The 23,974-nt window shown below is 37.9% G+C and carries 22 protein-coding genes and 1 pseudogene; 18 read left to right on the top strand and 5 right to left on the bottom strand.

The features are described from left to right. Position 1: 1 nt before the first annotated feature. The 5 genes from ACH0AK_RS05815 (at position 2) to ACH0AK_RS05795 (ending at position 5,491) form a co-directional block, all read left to right on the top strand. On the top strand, positions 2-451 hold the full coding sequence (locus tag ACH0AK_RS05815; protein ID WP_194180088.1) for a PTS sugar transporter subunit IIA: 450 nt from the start codon (positions 2-4) through the stop codon (positions 449-451). 23 nt (positions 452-474) lie between these two features. Further along, positions 475-789: a PTS fructose transporter subunit IIB gene (locus ACH0AK_RS05810; RefSeq protein ID WP_010735334.1), complete on the top strand. Its 315-nt coding sequence runs from the start codon at positions 475-477 to the stop codon at positions 787-789. A 27-nt stretch (positions 790-816) separates the two neighbouring features. Then, positions 817-1,926, top strand: coding sequence for a PTS fructose transporter subunit IIC (locus tag ACH0AK_RS05805; protein WP_023519754.1), 1,110 nt, complete (start codon positions 817-819; stop codon positions 1,924-1,926). Between the two features lie 2 nt (positions 1,927-1,928). Continuing rightward, positions 1,929-4,511, top strand: a complete 2,583-nt coding sequence (locus ACH0AK_RS05800; protein ID WP_499796780.1) for a glycoside hydrolase family 38 N-terminal domain-containing protein — start codon at positions 1,929-1,931, stop codon at positions 4,509-4,511. A gap of 125 nt (positions 4,512-4,636) precedes the next feature. Continuing rightward, on the top strand, positions 4,637-5,491 hold the full coding sequence (locus ACH0AK_RS05795) for a GRP family sugar transporter (RefSeq protein WP_226076474.1): 855 nt from the start codon (positions 4,637-4,639) through the stop codon (positions 5,489-5,491). Between the two features lie 82 nt (positions 5,492-5,573). Here the strand turns inward: ACH0AK_RS05795 and ACH0AK_RS05790 are convergent, their stop codons facing one another. The 3 genes from ACH0AK_RS05790 to ACH0AK_RS05780 are packed head-to-tail and all read right to left on the bottom strand — an operon-like array spanning position 5,574 to position 7,967. Beyond that, entirely contained in the window at positions 5,574-6,242 is a 669-nt protein-coding gene (locus ACH0AK_RS05790) for a DUF2238 domain-containing protein (protein ID WP_226076475.1), read from the bottom strand. Beyond that, on the bottom strand, positions 6,235-6,729 hold the full coding sequence (locus ACH0AK_RS05785; RefSeq protein ID WP_010735339.1) for a nucleoside 2-deoxyribosyltransferase: 495 nt from the start codon (positions 6,727-6,729) through the stop codon (positions 6,235-6,237). The genes ACH0AK_RS05790 and ACH0AK_RS05785 overlap by 8 nt, the downstream gene beginning before the upstream one ends. Before the next feature lie 20 nt (positions 6,730-6,749). Continuing rightward, positions 6,750-7,967 (bottom strand): GNAT family N-acetyltransferase, encoded by a 1,218-nt coding sequence (locus ACH0AK_RS05780; RefSeq protein ID WP_023519751.1) that lies wholly within the window; start codon positions 7,965-7,967, stop codon positions 6,750-6,752. Positions 7,968-8,115: 148 nt separating this feature from the next. Here ACH0AK_RS05780 and lepA point away from each other — a divergent pair, with 148 nt between their 5' ends. The 11 genes and pseudogenes from lepA to ACH0AK_RS05725 all read left to right on the top strand — a co-directional run bounded on the left by lepA (position 8,116) and on the right by ACH0AK_RS05725 (position 20,687). Then, positions 8,116-9,951, top strand: a complete 1,836-nt coding sequence (gene lepA / locus ACH0AK_RS05775) for a translation elongation factor 4 (protein ID WP_010735341.1) — start codon at positions 8,116-8,118, stop codon at positions 9,949-9,951. A 386-nt stretch (positions 9,952-10,337) separates the two neighbouring features. Continuing rightward, entirely contained in the window at positions 10,338-11,714 is a 1,377-nt protein-coding gene (locus tag ACH0AK_RS05770; protein WP_499796779.1) for a hypothetical protein, read from the top strand. A 193-nt stretch (positions 11,715-11,907) separates the two neighbouring features. Then, positions 11,908-12,615, top strand: a pseudogene (locus tag ACH0AK_RS05765) (ABC transporter ATP-binding protein). A 225-nt stretch (positions 12,616-12,840) separates the two neighbouring features. Further along, positions 12,841-14,220: a C39 family peptidase gene (locus ACH0AK_RS05760; protein ID WP_023519748.1), complete on the top strand. Its 1,380-nt coding sequence runs from the start codon at positions 12,841-12,843 to the stop codon at positions 14,218-14,220. A 242-nt stretch (positions 14,221-14,462) separates the two neighbouring features. Next, positions 14,463-14,645, top strand: a complete 183-nt coding sequence (locus ACH0AK_RS05755; RefSeq protein WP_023519747.1) for a hypothetical protein — start codon at positions 14,463-14,465, stop codon at positions 14,643-14,645. A 429-nt stretch (positions 14,646-15,074) separates the two neighbouring features. Continuing rightward, positions 15,075-15,344 carry a 30S ribosomal protein S14 gene (gene rpsN, locus ACH0AK_RS05750; RefSeq protein WP_010735346.1) on the top strand — a complete coding sequence of 90 codons (270 nt, stop codon included), beginning with the start codon at positions 15,075-15,077 and terminating at the stop codon, positions 15,342-15,344. 17 nt (positions 15,345-15,361) lie between these two features. Further along, positions 15,362-15,529, top strand: a complete 168-nt coding sequence (gene rpmF, locus ACH0AK_RS05745; protein ID WP_010735347.1) for a 50S ribosomal protein L32 — start codon at positions 15,362-15,364, stop codon at positions 15,527-15,529. Between the two features lie 30 nt (positions 15,530-15,559). Continuing rightward, the gene (locus tag ACH0AK_RS05740) at positions 15,560-15,937 is read left to right on the top strand and encodes a hypothetical protein (RefSeq protein WP_023519746.1); all 378 of its coding nucleotides are present in this window, start codon (positions 15,560-15,562) and stop codon (positions 15,935-15,937) included. Between the two features lie 36 nt (positions 15,938-15,973). Then, positions 15,974-16,381 (top strand): NusG domain II-containing protein, encoded by a 408-nt coding sequence (locus ACH0AK_RS05735; protein ID WP_023519745.1) that lies wholly within the window; start codon positions 15,974-15,976, stop codon positions 16,379-16,381. A 352-nt stretch (positions 16,382-16,733) separates the two neighbouring features. Beyond that, on the top strand, positions 16,734-17,540 hold the full coding sequence (locus ACH0AK_RS05730; protein ID WP_023519744.1) for a MerR family transcriptional regulator: 807 nt from the start codon (positions 16,734-16,736) through the stop codon (positions 17,538-17,540). Positions 17,541-17,843: 303 nt separating this feature from the next. Continuing rightward, on the top strand, positions 17,844-20,687 hold the full coding sequence (locus tag ACH0AK_RS05725) for an endo-beta-N-acetylglucosaminidase (RefSeq protein ID WP_023519743.1): 2,844 nt from the start codon (positions 17,844-17,846) through the stop codon (positions 20,685-20,687). 749 nt (positions 20,688-21,436) lie between these two features. Here the strand turns inward: ACH0AK_RS05725 and ACH0AK_RS05720 are convergent. Both ACH0AK_RS05720 and ACH0AK_RS05715 read right to left on the bottom strand, forming a co-directional pair. Then, positions 21,437-21,586, bottom strand: a complete 150-nt coding sequence (locus tag ACH0AK_RS05720; protein WP_010735353.1) for a hypothetical protein — start codon at positions 21,584-21,586, stop codon at positions 21,437-21,439. A 271-nt stretch (positions 21,587-21,857) separates the two neighbouring features. Then, entirely contained in the window at positions 21,858-22,571 is a 714-nt protein-coding gene (locus ACH0AK_RS05715; RefSeq protein ID WP_023519742.1) for a hypothetical protein, read from the bottom strand. Between the two features lie 419 nt (positions 22,572-22,990). On the opposite strand from ACH0AK_RS05715, the gene ACH0AK_RS05710 reads away from it, so the two are divergent. Continuing rightward, positions 22,991-23,467 carry a flavodoxin family protein gene (locus ACH0AK_RS05710; RefSeq protein ID WP_023519741.1) on the top strand — a complete coding sequence of 159 codons (477 nt, stop codon included), beginning with the start codon at positions 22,991-22,993 and terminating at the stop codon, positions 23,465-23,467. A gap of 184 nt (positions 23,468-23,651) precedes the next feature. Beyond that, complete coding sequence (locus tag ACH0AK_RS05705) at positions 23,652-23,852, top strand: cold-shock protein (protein WP_010735357.1); 201 nt, start codon at positions 23,652-23,654, stop codon at positions 23,850-23,852. Positions 23,853-23,974 lie beyond the last annotated feature (122 nt).

Here is a 23,974-nt window from a genome sequence, read left to right as displayed (position 1 = left end):
TATGAGCATTGCAACTTTACTACCTTCTGATCATATTTTTTTAGATATGGAGAGTACAACCAAAGAAGAAACGATTCGTCAATTAGGGGAAGTTCTAACGAATAACGGCTTAATCAACAACAAAGAAGCATATATCCAGTCTGTATTAGAAAGAGAAGAACATTCGACAACAGGCATTGGGAACAATATTGCCATTCCTCATGGGAAAAGTGAAGCAGTCAGTGAGCCAGCAATTGTTTTTGCTAGATTGAAACAACCAATCGATTGGCAATCATTAGATGAAGAGCCAGTCTTTGTGGTCATATTATTGGCGATCCCAGAGTCACAAAAAGGGGATACTCATCTAAAGATCTTATCTGAAATTGCGATGAAATTGATGGATGATGACATTACGGCACAGTTAAAAAATGAGACAGATAAACAACAAATCGCGAAACTATTATGCGAATAAACAAATGAAAAGAGGAAAAAGAGATGAAAAGAAAAATTATCGCAGTTACAGCCTGTGCTACAGGGGTCGCTCATACGTATATGGCAGCCCAAGCACTTAAAAAAGCAGCAGCAAAACGTGGAGATTTGATCAAAGTGGAAACACAAGGAGCAACAGGTATCGAAAATGAATTGACTGAAAAAGATTGCAACATTGGCGAAGTCGTTATTTTTGCAGTGGATACAAAAGTGAGAAATGAAGAGCGTTTCAAAGGAAAAACAATCTTAAAAGTACCAGTCGCAGCACCAATCAAGAATGCCGAAAAAGTCATCGAAGAAGCTTTAGGAATGATCGACTAATCAATTAATCAGTGAGGGAGAAAGTAAATGAAAAAAATAGCAAGTGAAATAAAAAATCATGTTTTAACAGGAATTTCTTATATGATACCTTTGGTAATCGCTGGAGCGGTCATCATGGCCATTTCTCGTGTGGGTGGTTCATTTTACGGGATTGTTGATATTTGGGACGGTTCTCATGGCGAGAGTGGTAATGCAATCATTCGTTTATTGCATAGTTTAGATGGCTTCGGTGGCACAGCCCTTGGTTTGATGTTCCCAGTGATTTCCGCATTTATTGCCTATTCGATCTCAGACAAATTAGGAATTGCTCCTGGTTTAATTGGTGGGATGCTAGTGAAAGATATCAATGCAGGCTTTTTAGGCGCCATCGTTTCTGGTCTGATTGCTGGTTATGCGTGCTTGTTGATCAAAAACAAAATCAAATTGCCAAAATCAATGGCATCCGTTGTACCAGTATTTCTAGTACCAGTATTAGGCACATTGATCACCGTTCTATTAGTCAATTATGTGATTGGGACGCCATTTGCAGCATTGAACGTTGGTTTAGAATCATGGTTGAACGGTTTAAGTGGTGGGAATGCCATCGTTATGGCAGCGGTCGTTGGCGCAATGGTTGGATTTGACTTAGGTGGACCAGTCAATAAAGCGGCCGTGACCACAGCAATGGCACTATTGACTAGTAATGTTTATGCACCAAATACTGCGGCACAAGTGGCCATCATCATTCCACCCATCGGATTAGGGTTAGCCACGATCTTTGCGAAAAATAAATACAACAATGAATTAAAAGAAGCTGGGAAATCAGCTGTGATCATGGGGCTTGTCGGTATTTCTGAAGGAGCGATCCCGTTTGCCGTTGAAAATCCATTGAAAGTTATCCCGATCAATATGATTGGTTCTGCTTTAGGTTCTGCGCTGGCAGTTGGTTTAGGGGCAGTGAACACTGCACCGATCTCAGGATTCTATGGCTGGTTCACCGTAGAAAAATGGCCGATCTATGTACTTTCGATCGCTACAGGTGCGTTGTTTATCGCGATCCTAACTAGCGTGCTACGTTCAAAAGATGCTGGACAAGAAGTAGAATCAGCAGTTGAAGAATTTGATGAAGCTGCTTGGGAAGAACAATGGGAAGCGTAACTATGACAAATATACACATTGTAAATCACACACATTGGGATAGAGAATGGTACTTTACTTCAATGGATTGCATCGTTTTAAGTGATCAGTTGTTTACAGATGTTTTGGAAGAGTTGAAAAGACAACCTAATGCTACTTTTGTTTTAGATGGACAGCTTTCGATCCTCGATGATTACTTGGAACTATATCCAGAGAAATTAGCAGAGATCAAAGAATTAGTTGCGAAGGGTCAATTATTTATTGGCCCTTGGTTCACACAAACGGATGCGTTTTTTGCCTCAGGGGAATCTATTTTAAGAAATGCAATGGTGGGCGTCTTTGAAAGTAAAATATATGGGGAGTATCTACCTATTGGTTATCTTCCAGATACATTTGGATTCAACGCACAAATGCCGACGATTTTAAACGAAGCTGGGTTTGACAATATCATTTTTTGGCGTGGGATCGACTTAGGCGAACATGTCCAATCGCCATATTTCAAATGGAAGAGTTTAAGCGGGGAGAATGAATTGTATGCAGTGAACTTTCCCCAAGGATATGGTGCGCAACAACAACTAGAGCCAACGAAGAGTTATGTGGAAGGACGATTAGACAAAGGCATTGATTTTATCAAGAACTACGCAGATGAAACAGAAATTTTGATTCCAACAGGAAACGATCAATTAGGGATCATCTCGTCTTTAGAAGAGAAAATCGATAAAATCAATCAAATCGGTAAATATAACTATAAAACAAGCACGTATCAAGCGTTCATGGATTTGGTCCGTCAAAAGGATCTGGAAGAGTATCAAGGAGAGTTTCGCGCGCCTGTTTTTGCCCGTGTGCATAAGACGATTGGTTCTGTCCGCATGGATCTAAAACGTGAGATTTTCAGATTAGAGAATAAACTGACACATGAAATCGAACCAATGGTCGTGATTGCCAAGGAGCTAGGCATCGTTTTGAGCAATCGGTTAGTCATGAAGGCATGGAAAAAATTATTTGAGTGCCAAGCACATGACAGTTTAGCCGGCTGTGTGTCAGATAGTGTTGCGCAAGACATCGCCCATCGTTTGAAAGAAGTATCAGAAATCTGTGACAGTATCGAAAACTTGGTATTGAAAAGAATTTCTGAAGGACTACAGCTGACAGATCAACAATTCTTGATTTTGAATACTTCAGTTACACCTTTCAAAGGAAAAAAAGTGGTAAAACTTATCTCAAAAGTCAATCAAATCGAAGTATTGGGCCATGATTCTGCTGTCATCTCGGTGGATTATGTGCCTAGCCGCCAAAATATCATGCAAGAAACACCTGCCGGCAATCGATTTATTGAAGAGCCAGGGTACTATATTTTACAAGTAGCAGTTGATTGTTCCTTTGATGGACTAGGTTATCAAGTCTTCGATTTCGTCGAACAGACTACAGCTGATCTACCTGATATGACGCCACGAACGATGATCTCAAAAGGGAACTATTCTTTGACTTTTGAAGAGGGACAACTTGCCTTTTCAGATGGTGACCAAACGATCAGAGACTTCTTGAAAATCGTGGATGATAGCAATGCCGGAGATACTTACGATTATTCGCCGATACCTAATGATCACCCAGTCTCTTTGACATTTGATTCATGTAAAGGCAACGAAGAAACCTTGATCTTGGAAGGAAAACTAGAGCTTCCTTATACATTGGCAGAACGTATCACCGGTCAAACAACGAAAGTCTTCGCTTACCAGCTGACATTGAAGTTAACGGAACAGGGAGAGGTCCAAGGTTGTCTTTCTTTTAGAAATTCTGTATTAAATCACCGTGTCCGTATCAAAACAAAGTTGAATCAATCGATTGAAAAGGTCGTCTCTGCGATCCAATTTGGTTACTTAGAAAAAACAAACCAGTCAATGAACGATTGGGAACAAAAATACTCTGAGATGCCAGTAAATATCGAGCCCTTTGAAAAACAAGTGATCGCGTATAGTTCTGAAGAGGCATTAGTGTTTTATACCGAACAAAGTAAGGAATACGAATATATCAATGACTCCTTATACGTCACGGTATTAGCCACGACGGATTCGTTAGGGAAACCAGATTTGCTGTATCGTCCAGGGCGGGCTTCAGGAGATACGACGAAAAAAGGGCATATCATGATGGAGACACCGCTTGCTCAAATGGAAAATCAACGGATCGATTTTGACTTTTCAGTGCGCATGGCGCCAACTGATATTTCAGAACACACATTAGTGACATGGAAATCAGACAAAGAACAACCGTCGATTTCGTATCAATTGCAAGATTTGAATTATTTCGTTTATCGAATCGACAATAAGATCCAAAGTAGAATCCAACCACTTTCTTTGAGTGAAACGACGTATACGCAAATTTCGTTAGATTTGGAAGAAGGATTGGCTGTCAGTGCGATCCATAACGCTTATTATTCAGAAGGCGTAGTGATTCGATTAGTTAATGGAACTTCAGAAAAGCGTTACCTTGAGCCAGAGAAGCTTTTTGCAGGGTTCAAATACACACGTATCAATGCCTTAGAAGAAGAAGTGACAGAGACAAAAACGATCAGCGGCTATGGCTTAGCCACTTATTTATTAACAAAATAAAAAAACGTTGAGGCACAAGTTGATTCTCAAGGAGTTGCTTCTGGAACACCGTTTAGCGGGTTTTAGGAACAGCAAGTTGACTACTTGTGTCTCCGTTTAGTTGTGAAATTGAAAGAGGAGAAATCATGGCGATACACCTTTTATTTTTAGCTTTGATCCCAGCATTAGGGTGGGGCATGATGCCAATATTATCTAAGATCATGGGGGGCAAGTCAGAAGAACAATTGATTGGCACCACCATTGCTGCTTTATTATCTGGGTTGATATTTAGTTTGTTTCAGCAAGTAACATACCAAACGGTTTCATTCATTGTTTGTTTTTTGTCCGGAGTATTCTGGGCGGTGGGGCAATATTTTCAGTTCCGCGCATTAGAAAAGGCTGAAGTGTCAAAAGCGATGCCCATATCTGTTGGGACACAATTAGCCTTTGTCACGCTTATTTCAGGAATTTTTTTATTGGAATGGACGAGTTTCTTTGTCGCTATGATGTCGATCGTGGCGTTGGGGGTCATTTTAGTCGGTGTGCTATTGGTGACTAAGACAAGCAATGGAAACAGCGCAGTGGCGAAACAAGTGATTGTCTTTTTGTGCATTTCATCTGCGTTTTTGATGCTATATGTAACGATCACTAGTTATTTTGATATTCATGGACCGCAAGTGTTTCTACCTCAATCCATCGGCATGTTTGTTGGAGGGATGATCCTCTCAATGAAGAAAATCAGACAATTGAAAGTCAACGCTATCGCTCGAAATATCCTCACTGGTAGTTCCTGGGTGATCGCTAACACGACGTTATTTGCTGTGTCTGCGTCTTTAGGTGTGGGTATTACTTATGCCTTTTCGCAAATGAGTTTACTTGTCGCAACTTACGGAAGCATCATTATTTTGAGAGAGAAGAAGACATCATTAGAAAAACGCTCAATCTATTTGGGTACATTGGTGTATGTAGTGGGTGTGGTTGGAATGAGTCTTTTAAAATAAAGAATTGAAAAAAAATGACAAAGGATCAAACAAAATCCCTTGCCAATTTTTTTTATTTATCTATCATACTTGTTACGATTGATCAGTGATCTAATTTTTGTAGTCGGTAACTCTCAAAATGTGCTGGGTCTTTTTTCACTTGGACCCACGCATAAACACCCATGATAAAGGCGCCGACTGTATTTGTTAGTAAATCTCCCATTGTATCCATCAATGCTTCGCGTCCGACGAAGAGTGTACCATCAGATGTAGCAAACCGTTGCAAGTTCATTCCTAAGAATTGGTCGCATAAAAACTCCCAGAATTCCCAGAAAACACCGCATAACCCAGCAAAAGCAAATCCAAATAAAAGAAATAGCCAAGGACTTGTTTTCTCGATTGGTGCGTCTTTCAGCAAGAAGCCGATCAAACCGTAACCTAAGGCAGTCAGAACCATCGGGCTAACGGCGTGTAAGATTTTATCCCAAAATGAAATAATACTGATCAAGTGCATACCTGTTCCTAAAAAGACAGAAATGAACAAGAAAAACCAATAAAATAAAACAATGGCATCAGGAACATGGATCTTGAATAATCGGCGAACGATCTGTGGCAAATAAATCAATAGGATACCTGCCAGTGATTCGACGATAAAGGTGATTCCTTGTGTGGTCGAATATTTGTTTGTTACAAATTCGAAAATGTTATAACCAACAACAAATAGACCGAAAATCGTTAATGCAATCTGAACTTTTTTTACTGTCTTACTCACTAATTTTTCCCCCAGCTAGATATGATTTCAATGCTTTGAACAATGCTTCTTCAGAAGACACGATCGTTCCGTTCAACTTGATCAAGCCGACCGTATAAAGATTTAAATAATGGAACTGATTTTCACCAGCCTGTTGCAAGGCAGCGACTTTTTTTGGATGAGTCGCACCTTGTTGGCGGCTGTCTGTATATAAACCAATGATCGGGATGCCTTTAGCATAGGCGACACCGATCTCAGAAGCAACTCCGGCATCGATCGTCAATCCGTCTAAAAGTGCGATCATCAAGTCACTTTCTAGTACTTTTTCTGTATCAGCCAAGGCAATCATTTTGCTGTCTGCATATGCAGTCTTATCATTGATTGCTTCGTTTTCTTGTGGTAGATAGATCGACAAATCAGAAGAAATCTCTCTGATTTTTTTGACAAGAGATTCGTTATAAAGCAAATCTCCTTTTGCAAAAAGTGGTGCTGCAAAATAAATATTCATTCGTTTCAACATCCTTTGTATTAGAAATAGTCACTAAAATAAGCTTCCATGTTTGGGATGATTCGCTCTAATGTCTTGACCATCTCCTCATCTGTGGTTATGCGCTCGATTCGAGCAAGGTAAGAAGCACGACGATAATTCATCATTAGACACGTCAATGTTTGGATATCTAAACGAACCATTTTACCAATCGGTTCATTAACGATTGACAAGTGGCCATCTCGCCACGTCAAGCCAAATACGCCATTATTCCAAGGTGCCACGGAATCTTCCACGATGAAATGGAAGTCTTCTGCTGTACCAGAAAAAGGGAAGCGCTGGATAAATTCTTTGACGTCAACGATCCTTGCCATAAAGTAAGGTTCGATCTGTTCTTTGATTTGACTATCTTCTAATAAAAAAGCAAGGGGTTCATTTTTGTAGATATCGCCATGTACCCAGTAAACCATTGAAAAATGTGCAGAGATGAAGTTCCACAATCCGTTACGCGCCTCTTGGTTCAAATAAAACATCTCTTTGACATGGAAGACTTCTTCGGCGACCCAATAAAAAAGCACTCCGGTTGGTTCATTGTCACTATTGTAATAAATCGCCGCAGTCCGTTCTTCTTCATTTTCAAAACGCCAATATTCTTCCCAGTGAAAGGCACTACGAAACAGCGCACCATGATTCTTTCCCGCAAACTGTTGATAGACACGGAAAACATCTTCGTGATCGACAGGCAGTCGTTCCACGATACCAGAAACAGGTACTTGTTTAGGTAGTTGCGTATCACGTATTTTAAAGGATAACTTATCTGACATGATTTCCCAACCTTTACGCCTGTAATAAGGGATATTGTAAGGATAAAGATAAGAGACCCACTGTTTGTTTTTGCGCATGTTGTCTAATGCGACGATGATCAAGTCTTGCATCAATCCGTGGTTGGCATATTCAGGATAGGTTCCAACACCAGTCACTCCGCCCATTTGGTACCGTGTACCGTGGATATTAACCTCGCAAGGATAGATCGCGATTTGAGAAATCAATTTTTCTTTATGAAACCAGCCGAATACATTTGATAATTCTAGAATCGGTCGCTTGGAACGTACAAATTCCCGTTTGTTTTCAAATCCACTTTCTTCAATATCAGAGTCAGTGACTTGAAAAACGTAGGAAAGTAACTCATTGAACTGGTCAACATGTTCCTCCGTGACAGGCTTCAACTCAAAATTTTCTCTAAAATCTGTTTGGTCCATTTTTTCAACTCCAATTTAGTTACTTGTTCACAGTATAACAAAAGTTTAAAAAAAAAACTTCTAAAGTCCTTAGAAGGAAAAAGTCTTTAAATTCCTCCTTTTCGTTGGTATAATGAAAAGTGCTGATTATATGAAAAGAGGAGACGCTATGGATATAAAGAAAATGAAACAACGCCAACAGCAAATTCGAAATTTTTCGATCATTGCTCATATCGACCATGGGAAATCAACTTTGGCCGATCGGATTTTGGAAAAGACGAACACTGTGACGTCTCGCGAAATGCAAGATCAGTTATTAGACTCCATGGATCTAGAACGTGAACGTGGGATCACGATCAAACTTAATGCCGTAGAATTGAACTATACGGCTAAAAACGGGGAGACGTACATCTTCCATTTGATCGATACCCCAGGGCACGTCGATTTTACCTATGAAGTATCTCGAAGTTTAGCTGCCTGTGAAGGCGCAGTCTTAGTCGTGGATGCCGCTCAAGGGATTGAAGCACAAACATTAGCCAATGTTTATTTGGCATTAGATAATGACCTAGAGATTTTACCAGTCATCAATAAGATCGATTTACCAGCCGCAGATCCAGAGCGTGTGCGTAATGAAATCGAAGAAGTGATCGGCATCGATGCCAGTGAAGCGGTCTTAGCAAGTGCGAAGTCTGGAATTGGTATCGAAGAAATACTGGAACAAGTAGTGGAATATGTCCCAGCACCTTCAGGCGATCTAGAAGCTCCTTTGAAAGCCTTGATTTTTGATTCGATCTATGACAGTTACCGCGGGGTTATTTTAAACGTACGTATCACCGATGGTGTTGTCAAAGCAGGGGATAAAATCAAATTGATGAGTAATGGCAAGACCTTCGATGTGACCGAAGTCGGCGTTTTCTCACCAAAAACGATTGCTCGTGACTTTTTGATGGTCGGTGATGTCGGTTATATCACCGCAAGCATCAAGACAGTTCAAGATACAAGTGTTGGGGATACAGTGACACTTGCGGATAATCCAGCTACAGAAGCATTACCAGGTTATCGTAAAATGAACCCAATGGTCTATTGTGGTTTATACCCGATCGACACATCACGATATAATGATCTGCGTGAAGCATTGGAAAAACTTCAACTGAATGATGCTGCTTTGCAGTTTGAACCAGAAACATCACAAGCACTTGGCTTTGGTTTCCGTTGTGGCTTCTTAGGATTACTTCACATGGATGTCGTCCAAGAGCGTTTAGAGCGTGAGTTCAATCTTGAATTGATCACGACAGCGCCTTCTGTAATCTATCATGTCAACAAAACAGACGGTTCGATGGTCGTTGTTGATAATCCTGCTGATTTTCCTGAACCAGTCACGATCCAAGATGTCGAAGAACCTTTTGTGAAAGCACAGATCATGGTACCTAATGAGTACGTTGGTGCAGTCATGGAACTTTCGCAACGTAAACGTGGCGATTTTATTACAATGGATTATTTAGATGATTATCGTGTCAATGTCGTTTATAACTTGCCTTTGTCAGAGATCGTCTTTGATTTCTTTGACAAACTAAAATCAAGCACGAAAGGCTACGCTTCACTTGACTACGAAATGTCAGGTTATCAAAAGAGCAAGCTAGTGAAAATGGATATCTTGCTGAATGCTGAAAAAGTCGACGCATTAAGCTTCATCGTTCACCGTGATTTTGCCTATGAACGCGGAAAAGCCATCGTTGAAAAACTGAAAAAACTGATCCCTCGTCAACAATTCGAGGTACCGATCCAAGCGGCGATCGGACAAAAAATCGTTGCCCGTTCAGACATCAAAGCCTTACGTAAAAACGTGTTGGCCAAATGTTACGGTGGTGACGTTTCCCGTAAACGTAAACTTCTTGAAAAACAAAAAGAAGGTAAGAAACGAATGAAACAAATCGGTAACGTCGAAGTCCCTCAAGAAGCCTTCATGGCTGTTCTGAAAATGGATGAGGACGAACCGAAGAAATAGCCTAATAGGCTATTGCAAAAAAACTTAGTTCTTTGTCAAATGATGTTGGTTAAGAGGAATATTAGAATAATTATGACAGAAAGAAGTGGAGAATTTCTTTCTGTCTTTTTTTCTGGAAAACAATGTTTTTCCATGTTGAAGCAAGATCCTTCATTTGAAAAGGTAATGACTTCTATCACTTTAAGGGTTTCGCTTTAATATCTTAAGATAATTGTTAGCTATCCAAGCATTCTATTAGAATAGCTAAAACATAGTAGGTTCTTGATGCGTATTTTTTAGATTGATTACTTAATCTTTATACATAATAAGGCTAAAGTCTAATTGTTACTACAATTTTCTTATGCTACCTTAAATTTAGATATGTTAAATGAGGAGGCAACAGATAAATGTTTAAGTTGATTTTAAAGCAATTTTTACAGCATTGGAAAATTTGGCTATCCATCCTACCTATTTTTATTGTTTCTGGATTAATATTTAGTACTGCTTTTGTGATATTAAATGCTTTAAGTAGGGCTGATCTTAACAGTTCAGTTGATTATGGTGTTTTTATGCAGTTACCAATAGTAATAGGGATAGTAATGTTTTTTTTATTGACTATCAATGCAATGAAACAGTGTATAGACTTTTTTGATGGAACAAATGACATATTGCTTCTTTTAGGAGCTTCTCCTGCTCAAATCAGTTTGGTGATGACTGGACAAATGTTAGTAATTGGTATGATTGGAGCTGTTATTGGGAGCGGCTTTTCCTTAAAAGCTTCACAGCTTTTTTTGACCACCTTACCTTCGAGTTCTGCTAAAGATTCTCTTGTACATATCCCGCTTCAATTCTCATGGAATGTTGTTTTTGTTGTGATATTGATCCAACTAGCAATTATTCTATATACATGTATGCGTTATTGTCTTAAAAATTATAAGAAAAGAAAGGGGAGCCTTTCTTCCAACAGAGCGTTTATTAAAATGAAGAATAGCGGCAAATTTTTGGGAATACTTGCATCACTAGTGAGCGTAGGGGCAACAATATATTTATATTTAAAAAATGTTCCTGATCCAACTTTAATAAAAGAATATACTCGAAGTATGAGTAACTCGATGAATTTATTGCTTCTTCTGTGGTTGTCTGTACTGATTACTATGAATTTTTTGATTCGTCCCATATTTCGAGGGATAGTACATAGAATTGTTGGGGTGCCAAAAATGACAAAGAATCCGATGATCCGCACTGCACTTTACAATATACAATACAATATAAAAGAATTAATAAAATTAATTCGTCCAGTCAGCATCATTACTATGCTAGTTGGGAATTTTATAGCTTTGTTTCTCAACACTAAACTACTAATTGATGGAACAAATGATAGTTCTTATATCTCAGATTTGATCATCAACCTTATTTTTGTATTCGGGGCGCCAATACTCATTAGTTTAGCAAATGTAATTGTGTCAATTTGCCTTTTTAGAATAAAAACAAAAGTTGAATCTAAAAATTATTTTTATACTGGATGTACACCAGATTGGATTTTTAAAATGAGAATCATTGAAATCAGTTCAGTTTCATTCATTTCAATAATAATTACCTTCATTGGAACAATATTGTTTGCGATTCCACTGCTAAGAGTGACCTATCTGGGTGGTGGCAATATTATTAAGGCAAATTGGTCGGTTAATCTCCTATTATCGTTAGGCGCTTTTCTAATATTCGGTTTATGTTTTATTGCAATTTATTGGTTTGAGCACTATACGTTAAAAAAGTATGTCGAGTAGATTTATTAATATACTAAAAGAATAGATTGTTTTAATTGAATCAAACATAAGAAAGTAATTAATTCAGATTGAAAGAAGGAAAGAAATTGCTGAATTGGGAGATCCTTCTACTATCAATGAGTAGTTTGCGTCCTACAGTTTTGTATGAGAGTTTGATTTATAAACTAGAATGATTTTATGGAGGTTAATATCGATGAGAGAGATAGTTATTTCAATAAACGAATTAAAAAAAGAGATACAGCTTGCGAAAGGAAATCTTTTACAAGTGCTGACTGATATTTCTTTTGAAGTAAAGCAACAAGAGTTTGTATCGATCGTAGGACCTTCTGGTTCAGGAAAAACAACGTTGCTTCATTGTATTTCTAGCTTATTACCTCCTACAAAAGGAGAGGTGTTAATTGATGGTTAATCACCATATGGATGGAGTGCAGCGAAATTAGCAAAGTTTCGTCGTAAAAAAATTGGTTTTATTTTTCAAGATTTTCAACTCATACCTTCATTGTCAGCCTACGATAATATGGTACTCCCAGGAACATTGAATGGGCACAAAATAAAAAGGGGAAATGTCGATACTTTGGCAGAACGATTGGAATTAAAAGCGGATTTACACCAGCCTATTGATGCTCTTTCGGGTGGTGAACAACAAAAAGTTGCAATTGGGCGCACAATATTAGCAGATCCAGAAATATTGTTTTTAGATGAACCTACTAGCGCATTAGATACTCACTCACGTATCCTTATTATGGAAGTACTTAAAGAATTAGTAAGCAAAGGAAAGACAATCGTTATGTTGACTCATGATCTAGAGCTTGCCAGTCAATCTTCCAGAGCAATTGTTATAAAGGATGGGCGCATTCATAATAATATAAGTTCGCCAACATTGGAAACCCTCATATTCTAAATGATACGATTCATTCATTTCTACCTTAGCTCCATCTACTTTTACTAAATGAAATTAGCGTATGCTTCCTTTGGTTCTCAAATAGATTAAACAAATCATTCGGACAAAAAAATAGATTCATGTATAATTTAATCAGAGTTTATATTACTATCGTTATAATATTTTTAGGAAACATCTTATGTAAAATCTATTGCTATTTTTTGTTCATTTATGAGGAGGAAAAAGATGAAAAGGGGATTTATTTCTAAGGGGATTTGTGGGTTCACGATACTTGCGATTTTAGCGAGTTCGTTTGGTGTGAGTCAAGTTTTTGCAGAGGATTCGTCTACAATGGAAACCTCGACTGAATCGACTCAAACGTCAGCAGCTCCACAGATAAAAAGTACAGAAACGAATGAAGTCAGTCAAGAGAAAGAAACAGAGATACCCGCGCAAGAGACACAACAAACACCACCAGTACAAGCGAGTGAAGCAAAAGAAGCTCAACCAGAGCAACCACAAACTGCAATCGTCGATGGAGTAGAAGTAGTTTTGCAAGCGCCGGAAAAAGCTGGTAAAAACGAAGCTGATATCACGCAAGCGCCAAAAGAGGAATTGATCGAAGGTTCTCCAAGATTATTTCGAGCAGCTGTGCAAACGATTCCAATGTATCGTTTATTCAATCCACATAGTGGGGAGCATTTTTACACGAGAGATACTGGTGAACGAGATCATTTAAGAAGGATTGGTTGGAATTACGAAGGTGTTGGTTGGCAGGCACCGACAAGTGGTGATCCAGTCTATCGTTTGTACAATCGCTACAATGGAGAACATTTTTATACGTTGAACGCAAAAGAAAGAGATAGTATCACGAAACAAGGCTGGAAGTATGAAGGAATCGGTTGGTATTCCTATAAAGGAGCGAATGCCATTCCTGTCAGTCGTTTATATAGTAAACGAGTGAACTGGCACCATTACACATTAGATGAAAACGAGAAAAAAGTAATCACGAAACAAGGCTGGGTCTATGAAGGTGTTGGTTGGTACGCAGTTGGCAGTGGTCAACAAAATCAAGAGGACTATAAGCTATTGGGTGTGAAAAATTACAACCAATATGCGTTGGGTGCGCCAAGTGGATGTGAAGGGGCTTCTTTATTACAGGCACTTCAATATAAAGGAAAGATCACCAACTGGAGTTTGACTCAATTTTTGAATACAATTCCTAAATCTCCGAATGGTAATCCAAACAGCGGTTTTGTCGGCAGCCCATTTGTCGAAAACTCATGGACTTATTCTGCAATTTATCCTACACCTTTGACGGCGTGGGGCAAGAAGTACGGAAATGTCCAAAATATTTCAGGTAGCTCGATGAGTACGTTGTTAAACGAAGTCAAAAATGGCCATCCGGTTGTTGCTTGGGTGACGATCAACTTTCAGCCAATCCGTTGGGGAAATTGGAATTTTGGTATCGCAGCGAATAATAATCATGCGGTCACTCTTGATGGATATAATAAAGGAAGTAATCAAGTCCATGTATCTGATCCTATCAGTGGTTCTTATTGGATGAATCGGGCAACATTTGAGAATATTTATAATGCACGTAAATATGCGGTAGTTGTAAGATAGACTAAAGCTTAACAAAAACAATGGTTGCAGTAATTCTTTTCCCATAACCTGTAAAATCCGAGAATAGTTTGGATTTTATGGGTTTTTTTTATTGCATTATTCTATCTAGTTCAAAATCAATGGTTAGAAACAAATTCTATTACGTTAATGTAAGTTAAACATAGGAAGAATAGATTTCGGATCATTGCCTTATTTTATAATTTAGACAGGAAGTGAAAAAGAATAGGGAAGTGGAAATGATAATGGGAAAACTAGTAAAAGGATTATTAGTAATTGCGCTTATTTTAGGAATCGGTGCATTTTTTATTGAATCAAAGACAGAAGGCTTTCAAGCATTAACGGATAATTTTTTATCTGATAAAGAAGTGAAAGAATACTATGTCAAAACAAGTAGTGGGGATAAAAAAGGGAAGGATTATCTCTAGACGTTTGAAGGATACGATGAAGATGACACTCAACAAACAGTAAATAAAATTAGCGGATCACAAATTAAAGTAAGGTCGATACTTGTAAAATCGATGCAAAAGGTTTACAAGGAAAGCGCTGGAGTGAAGTATCAGAAAACGAAGTGCCTACGAAAGCATTGCAAAAAATCAATATATAATGGCTGAATTGTTTAATTACATTTGAGGTAGTTAATAATAAAAAAAGCTCACCGTGATGGATGTGATACATATCATGGGTGCTTTTTCAATGTTCTCAAAAACACACGCTCAGTACAAGGTCGATCAGCCATATTTTTTATTAGTGTTACTTTTTTGACAAACAAATAAATACATGGTATTGTTGTTCTACCTAAAACGTAATAGTTACGATTTGTATAATATAAAGTGAAATAAAGGAGCAGATTATTAGTGGCAAAAAAATCAAAAATTGCAAAAATGAATAAGCAAGTAGCTTTGATCAATAAATATAGTGAACAACGTCAAGAGTTGAAAGCAGCAAATGATTATGAAGGACTAGCTAAGTTGCCCAAAGAGTCTAATCCTAATCGTTTAAAACTTAGAGATCAAACAGATGGACGTCCTCGAGGCTACATGAGAAAATTTGGCATGTCTCGAATCACTTTTAGAGAACTGGCACATCAAGGATTGATCCCAGGAGTTAAAAAAGCAAGTTGGTAAAATAGGAGGAAAAAGTTATGGCAGTACCAGCAAGAAAAACATCGAAAGCAAAAAAACGTTTGCGACGAACACACCAAAGTTTGACGAAACCAGAGATTTCTTTTGACGAGTTGACTGGTGATTATCGTCGAAGCCATCATGTCTCTTTAAAAGGCTACTATAAAGGACGCAAAGTGACAGAATAACCGATTGGAAGCTGCAAGGGGGTTCAAGAAATGGAAATTATTTATCCGCCATTAGTCGAACAAGGAATCAAATATTATTCGGAAACGGTGAAAGAACCTGTAGATAAAGGGGAATTCTATCGTGCGATGGTCGATAAGAAACTGATCACAGAAACTGGCCTTCCTACAGAACATGCGCTAGAGCAAGGCCTTGTCAAAGACTATTACGAAAAACAAAACTTGTCCTTTGAAGAATTTTTGGACATTTATCCTATTTTTCAAAAGTATGACGCCGATTTGTTCAAATCTATTGACGGCTTCTGGGAGATTCCTGTAGACTTGAAAATAGAATTAATGGAAATGCTTGAAACTGATCAACTGGATTATGATGACGAACAACAAATCAACATCTATTTAGAAGATCGATAAAAGGATAGAATAAGAAAATCCAAAAGGACAATCAATATGCACAACTTTCGTAAATCAGGTATAAAACCTTGGGATATCATCATTATTAGTATTCTGGTAGTTGCTTCTTTCGTTCCGACAATTGTCTTTGCTTTGTCATTTGATAACGCAGAAATCGGTAATAGTGTGAAGTATGCAGTAGTCAAAATCGACGGAAAAGAAGTCGAACGATTTGATTTAGATGAAATCAGTAGCAAGATGGTGACTTACTATCCATCTGATACCCAATACAATATTGTCGAAATCCATGAAGGCAAGATCAGAGTTAAAGAAGATAATAGTCCCGATCAAATCGCTGTCAGAACTGGCTGGATCTCGGAACCTGGACAAACAAGTATCTGTTTGCCGCATCGACTAGTCATTACAATTGAACAAGAAGGACAGTCGGATTATCATATCTATTAAGTAAGAGAAAACTGCTACTATCAGCATAGATAAAGTTGATGGTGGTAGTTTTTTTAGTTGTCTCAAAAATAGAGAAGATTCGGAATTATTATATCTTTATCTAATGAATCATTGAAATTGTGTTAATGGTTCATTTGTTTTTTATATATAACTAAAATAAAGATGAATTTAAAACGTTATAAATATAGCTGTTTATCAAAATTTATGGATGAAAAATATTAAATAAAGCAATCTATGTGAATGGTTTTAGATTAAAAAATAACGATAAAATATAATATGTAAAAATAGTTTATGATATAATCAGTATCTGAACGCTTGATATTAAAGATTATTATCATGTAGGAGAATTATAATGAGAGAAATGGACAAAAGAAGTGAATTGTTGAGTATCGGAGAATTGGCGAAAATAACCGGTGTCAATATTAAATCGTTAAGATATTGTGAACAAGTCGGGGTATTATTGCCGGTATACATCAATCCAGATTCTGGCTATCGCTATTATTCCTTAGCGCAAGTGAGTGCGGTCGAGCTGATTCAAGCATGTGTAGAGATTGGGTTGCCTTTAAAGGAATTACATCGCTTCAGTGATCCGAATAATTCCATCGATTACCTATCTTTTTTATCATATAGCGAAGAATTAATGAAACAAAAAATCGATTCGCTCCAACAAAATTTAAAAGGAATGCAAGAGGTAAAAGAAGAAATTAATTTGTTAAAAACATATCGACATTCTAAAAAGCAACATATTCGGCAATTGTCAGAAAAGTACTTATATGTTTTTCCTTATCAACAGACTGATAACAAAAAGACACTTTATACAGAAGCAGCCAATTTGTTTGATCGATCGATGGAAGCAGGGTATGAGCCTTTATATGATTTTGGTATTCTCTATGAATTTATTGATAAAAACGTGCACCAGTATATGTATATAGAAATCAAGCCTACAAAAAATGTCGGTAACAATATCAAGATTTTACCTAGTGGAGAATACGCATGCCGATTTAGTCCTAAAAGTTACGGTGAGCGCCTTCCAGAGTTGTTTCCAGAAATATTTAAAAAAAAGTCGACTGTTCTTGCGATCGAAGCAGAAGCTTCCACTGGAACATTAGAAGAAATCGTTTATGAGATTCGAGTTTTCAGCGAGGGAATGAATGATTGAAAAATCCGTCATCACTGAACAAACGACGAAAAGTCAAAATGTTGAAGTAACTAATCATGCTGACAGACAATCCAAGTTTTATTATAGTTGATTGGTTTCATGAGGGTTTCAAATAAAATCTATCGTAAAAGGGCATAATAGCGAATCAACAATACAAAAACTGATTTCGATCGACGATCAAAATCAGTTTTTTTGTTCATGTTACCTATAATTTGTTGTGAAAGTTCTATGATTTGTTCATATACCTAAAACAAAGAAAACGTTATCATTTTTGTGAATCAATTAAATTTAGGAGGAGCGGAGATGAAGGATAAGAAAAAAATGGCGGTCGGACTCTTTTGTGCAGTAGTAATAGCAAGTGCAATTGGTAGTGGGACAACGTATCACGCAGAGACTAAAACGTTTGATTACAAAGAAACAGAAGCAGCAACTTACCAACGAGGAATGGATAATCAGCCAGAATCGTCTTACTGGTTTCCTAAAGACTTGCTAGAATGGGAATTTTCTAAAGATCCAGATGCACCTTATAATGTTAGCCAAGTACCTTTGGCAAAACGGATCGATAAAAACGCACTGGCAACTTCAAATGACACGCAGACACCAGAAATGAAAGTTGTCGCTTTGTCGATCATGAATAGCAGTACAAGTGGGAATGCGCCTAGAGGTATCAATACTTTTGATGCCAATGTATTTTCCAATTGGCAATATATCGATCAACTTGTGTATTGGGGTGGTTCGTCTGGTGAAGGGATCATTGTACCGCCAAGTCCTGATGTCATTGATGCAGCCCATAAAAATGGCGTGCCAGTATTAGGGACAGTTTTCTTTCCGCAGTCTGCTCATGGCGGTAAAATCGAATGGTTGGATACATTCTTGCAAAAAGATGAGGATGGTACTTTTCCTTTAGTCGATCAATTGATCGAAGTAGCTACTCGATATGGGTTTGATGGCTGGTTCATCAATCAGGAAACGGACACATTAGTCACAAGTTTTGACGATGCAAACAATCATAAAAAGGTAGAAGGGGCGAATACGACAGAAGGATTGAGTAAAAAACATGCGGATTTGATGCAAGAATTCATCAAACAATTCAAGCAAAAAGAAGCAGCATTAGAAATCATGTGGTATGATTCAATGACTTCGGAAGGGAAGATGGATTGGCAAAATGCACTGACGGATAAAAACCAAGCTTTTTTAGTCGATGCGGAGATGAATCCTTTAGCAGATAGCATGTTTTTGAATTTCTGGTGGAACACCGATCGTTTAGCTAGTCAAGAGCTATTGAAAGCTTCTAAAAAGAAAGCAAATGAATTAGGCATTGATCCTTATCAATTATATGCGGGCATTGATGTCCAACAAAATGGCTATGATACACCAGTGAATTGGCGGTTGTTCACAGATGAAACGGGCACTCCGTATACTTCGTTAGGTCTATATGTGCCAAGTTGGACATACACATCAGCTAGTGATCCTGCTGTTTTTCAACGTCGTGAATTGCGTTTTTGGGTAAATGAACAAGGTGATCCAACGAAAGGGAAGGCACCGGTAGAAAAAGAATGGCCTGGGATCTCTACGTATGCAGTAGAGCAGAGCGCTATTACCAGCATGCCTTTTGTGACGAATTTTAGTATGGGGAATGGGTATGGATACTTTATCAATGGAAAAAAAGTATCTGATCTAGAGTGGAATAATCGCAGTATGCAAGACGTGATGCCAACGTATCGTTGGATCTTTGATCATCAAGGAGAAAATCAATTAGCCGTTGAGATGGATTACGATGAGGCGTTTCGTGGCGGAAATTCTTTGCTTCTTAAAGGGAGTATGGTGAACGAGGCAACAAGCACAATCAAACTGTATCGAATGGATGGAATCATTTCCGATAAAACTTCTATCACAACAACGGCAAAAGCAACGAGCATGAGCCAACTTGACTTAGTTTTAGAAATGGCTGACGGACGAAAAGAAATCATCTCGGCAAGTGAGCCAATCGGTCGTGATTGGACGACTGTCAGCTATGATGTCAGTCGGTTGGCAGGAGAAAAAATCAACACACTCTCTTATCAGCTTGCTTCTTCAGAGACTCAGTCCGATTACGCGCTACACTTGGGTCAATTAGCACTGACAGATGGAAAGGAACTTCCAACCACAAAAGTTTCGGGACTGAGGCTTGAAGATGTTGCATTTGATGAAGAGGAAGGGCGATACGCTGGCATACGACTGGCTTGGGATGAGACGGAGAGTCAAGCATGCTACTATGAGATCTACCGGTTGAATCCTGATAACTCAAAATCTTTCTTAGGAGCAACACCAGCTACGAATCATTATATCAATGCCCTTGAACGAACCTTAGACACCGCGCAAACCAAATTGATTGTCGTGCCTGTTGATGCGCTGGGTAATCAAGGTGAACCTTCAGAGGCCGTTTCTTTTGATTGGCCGGATAATAAAGTGCCGAGAGCTGATTTTACTGCTTCAAGAACGTTAGCTGCTCCAGGATCAGCGATTACTTTTACAAACACGTCATCCTTAAACACTGAAACGGTTACTTGGGAATTTGAAGGTGGGGATATTACGACAAGTCATGAACATTCGCCAGTTGTCACTTACCACAAAGAAGGTGTTTATAAAGTCAAATTAACGGCAAGCAATCAAGCAGGGGAGACACCTGCTGAAAAAAATGGTTTGATTACAATTTCTAATAAAGTACCAATGGAGTTACCGCTGTTATCACGAAATGCGAAAGCGACCGCTTCCTCTTATACCAACGAAGCGGAAGCCCCTCATTTTGCAATCGATGGCGACTTGACGACTAAATGGTGTGCAACGGGTATGCCACCACACGAATTGACACTTGATTTAGGGAATGTTCAAACCATTAGTGAAGTTCGCATAGACCATGCGCAAGCAGGTGGAGAAAGTCCTGACATGAATACAAAAGCATATGCGATCGAAATAAGTGAAGATGGAGCGATATATAAAGAAGTTGCCAAAACTACCAATAATACGGCGAGTAGCTCCGGCGAGACTTTTGCAGTACAATCTGCACGATATGTCCGATTACGTATTGACAAACCAACACAAGGATCAGACACTGCAGCAAGAATCTATGGATTTGAAGTATTTGGACTGCCAGAATTATTACACTAACTTAGTGGGATAAAAAGTGTATTTGTCATCTCATCACTTCTATCATTTAATATAATTGAAATGTTTAAAATTCACATCATTATAAATAAGCGTCACCCTTTTCGAAATCATGAAAATGATTTTCGAGTAGTGGCGCTTATTTAGCAATGCATTTCTAATGCAGATTTCGTTGCCTTTATATAATCAAAAGAGTTTTACTTATTAAGGTTTGAGCGTCGCTTTTTTTCAAAGAACGTCAATCCAGCAATAATTAATACTACAACAAAGTATGTTGTCCAACTAATCACATTAAAAAGTAATAAAGCTAGTCCAATGATCAAACATAATAGTAAAATCCATACGGTTAGATTTTTTTCCATAGCATATTGAAAACATCGAAGCGTCAATTTCTTGTATCACATAAAGAATAAGCTATCGCTGATTTCACTTCCAAACCTCCTTGTAAACGGCTTCTAAAGACAAAAATATTTTCATCTTGAAAAAGAAATTTTAGCACAAAGTAAAAAAGATTGTAAGAATTAGTTGAAGATTAGTGCAAATCAGGTACTTATTCAAATTGCTAAAAATAGGATCAAATAATTGAAAAAGAGAATATTCCTAAGAACAAGCTAGAATCATTCGATCGTCATATGTAAGATAAGAGTGGAGTTTCATCACGCATATAAAAATTTAAGACACCTACTTTGACCTTTCAAGTAGGTGTCTTATTGTGAACTAGAGTTGCAATCGTCCATTCGAGGTTTTCACTCCTATGCGGATTTTTTAAGTTCTTGCACTGCTTGTTCGATCGTTACACCAGTCGCAACACGATTGCTATCTTCTTTGTCGAACACGACGAAAAGATTTAAATCGGTATTAAGAGTGACACGATATTGTAATTCTTTGTTATAGAATGTCATAGTCATTCTCCTTTCTTATTGTTCTGTTGAAAGGCAACGATACGTTGATAACGAAATTCCATAACTATTATAGCACAGATAGGTGAATTGAATCAACTGTATTTTTATTAAATAATAATTATTATTATTTGAAGTGGATCATTGACACAAAAAAATTGGATTACATAAGTGAAAAGGAGGGATAAGAAGATGTAGACTAGATTATGAAATTGATAAGAAAAAAGCAGTATACGAGATCAGAGTGATCATTTCGTATACTGCATAAATTATTTTAGTAACATTTTTCGCAAGGGGTCAATCCGCGTGCCAATGCTTCACTCATTGTCGCAGGATAGTAGTCACCGTTACCACACTTATGCGTATGGTACTTTGCTCCAGTTCTGGTAACTAAGACTTGTGCTTCATTTGCTTGTGCCTGTTGCGCTTGAGCTGCGGCTGCTTGTTCTTGTGCCACGCGCTGGGCTTCTGCTTGTTCAGCAGCTACACGAGCTTCTTCAGCGATACGCGCTTGTTCCGCTGCCTGTGCTGCCTGTTCTGCTTCGAGACGAGCTTGTTCTTCCTGAGCTTTCTTTTCCGCTTCAAGTCTTGCTTGTTCTTCTTGCGCTTTCTTATCTGCTTTACGTTTTGCTTGTTCTTCTTGCGCTTTCTTATCTGCTTCACGTTTCGCTTGTTCTTCTTGTGCTTTTTTCTCAGCTGCTAATTTTTCTTCTTTCTTTTTCTCTTCTAATTCTTTCTTTTCCGCCGCTTCTCGTTGGGCTTTTTCTTCACTAGATGTTGAAGTTGTTTCCGAAGTAGCGGTATCTGCTTTTGACGCTTGATTGGTACCAGATCCGCAAGCGCTACTGACCAGTAGTAAACCGAATAAAGCACTAAATAAAATGAGATGGCGCTGCCAAGCTTTTCCATTTCTTTTACTTGATCGACTAAATAGATGTAGACCAAGCATCAAACTGATTAATCCTAACAATAACAACAATAAATTCATTTTTTCCTCCTGTTTCTACGAAAAATAGATCGCTTTCATGCAAAGCTCCCCCTAATAAAAGCGATTGGTTTTATTTACGGTGATTGACCGTATTCTCTATGTCGGAATCGAACCGACGAAAGCCAGTTAGAGAGTGTAGATAAATCAAAAAAGAAAAGTAGTAGAAGAAAGCACAACGTTATAATTATATAAAGAAATAATAACAAACAAACTTTATTTTATCATTAAGATGAACATAATAACAGAGAGTTTTAATGGATGATGATTTTTTTAATATTTGTTTTTTTTATGTAAAAAATGTTATATTTGATGAAGAAAAGTATCGTTTTGATATCATAATCGTTCGAATATAAAAATAAACCAAGAGTTTACATGAAAAAGAGAGTCAGGATGAAAAACTGGGTAGAGGAGGAGTTAATATGCGCATTTTGTTTATTAATGCAAGCCCGAACAAAGAGGGGATGACCGTTAAATGGGGAGAAAAAATCTTAAAGGATATCGACTATACGGTCCTGCATTTAGTTGATTATTCGATCAATCAGTTAGGACAGATGACCGAAAAGGATGAATTTGACAAAGTCATGGGAGTAATCAAACAAGCTGACGTCTTGGTGATTGGTACGCCCATCTACTGGTGGGATGTGACCGGTTTGTTAAAAACATTTATTGATCGCTGGACGGATCTATTTGAGTATGGGTTAGACACACCAGATGCTCCTTTGTATCAAAAATCGGTTTTCTGGTTTGTTCAAGGATCTGCGCCAGAGGAAGCTATCAGCGGAATTAGACGAATGCTGTCTAATGTGAGTGACCGGTTTTTGATGCAGAAGTTAGGAATGATTTATCAGAAGAAAGACATTGCTTCATCTAATGAACAAATCAAACAAATGAGATGAATAGAGAAATTGAAAGTACCGAGGGTTTATAGTTGTATTTTCTAAAAGGGCATGCTATAGTGTAAAAGTAATCTATTTTGAAACGTAATTTGAGCTATAAGTTAAACATTATAAGACTCCTTTTGCCTATCAAATATTTATTGCACTATAAACGTACGTTGATACGTATCAGGAGGAAATATACATGAATAACGGTACAGTAAAATGGTTTAACGCAGACAAAGGTTTTGGATTTATCACTGGTGAAGATGGAAATGACGTATTCGCTCATTTTTCAGCTATCCAAGGTGACGGTTTCAAAACATTAGACGAAGGTCAAGCTGTGACTTTTGATGTTGAAGATGGACAACGTGGCCCTCAAGCAATCAACATCGTTAAAGCATAATCAAACGATTGATATCTTACTGCTCTTTCTTATGAAAGAGCAGTTTTTTTTATGTCTAATTTCAATAAAAGCCTCTCGATTCAGCAATCGAGAGGTTTGATAGAGCAATGTATTATTGCTTG

This window comes from Enterococcus pernyi (assembly GCF_045371165.1).
Taxonomy (GTDB): domain Bacteria; phylum Bacillota; class Bacilli; order Lactobacillales; family Enterococcaceae; genus Enterococcus_B; species Enterococcus_B pernyi.
This window is presented reverse-complemented; position numbering and strand designations above follow the sequence as displayed.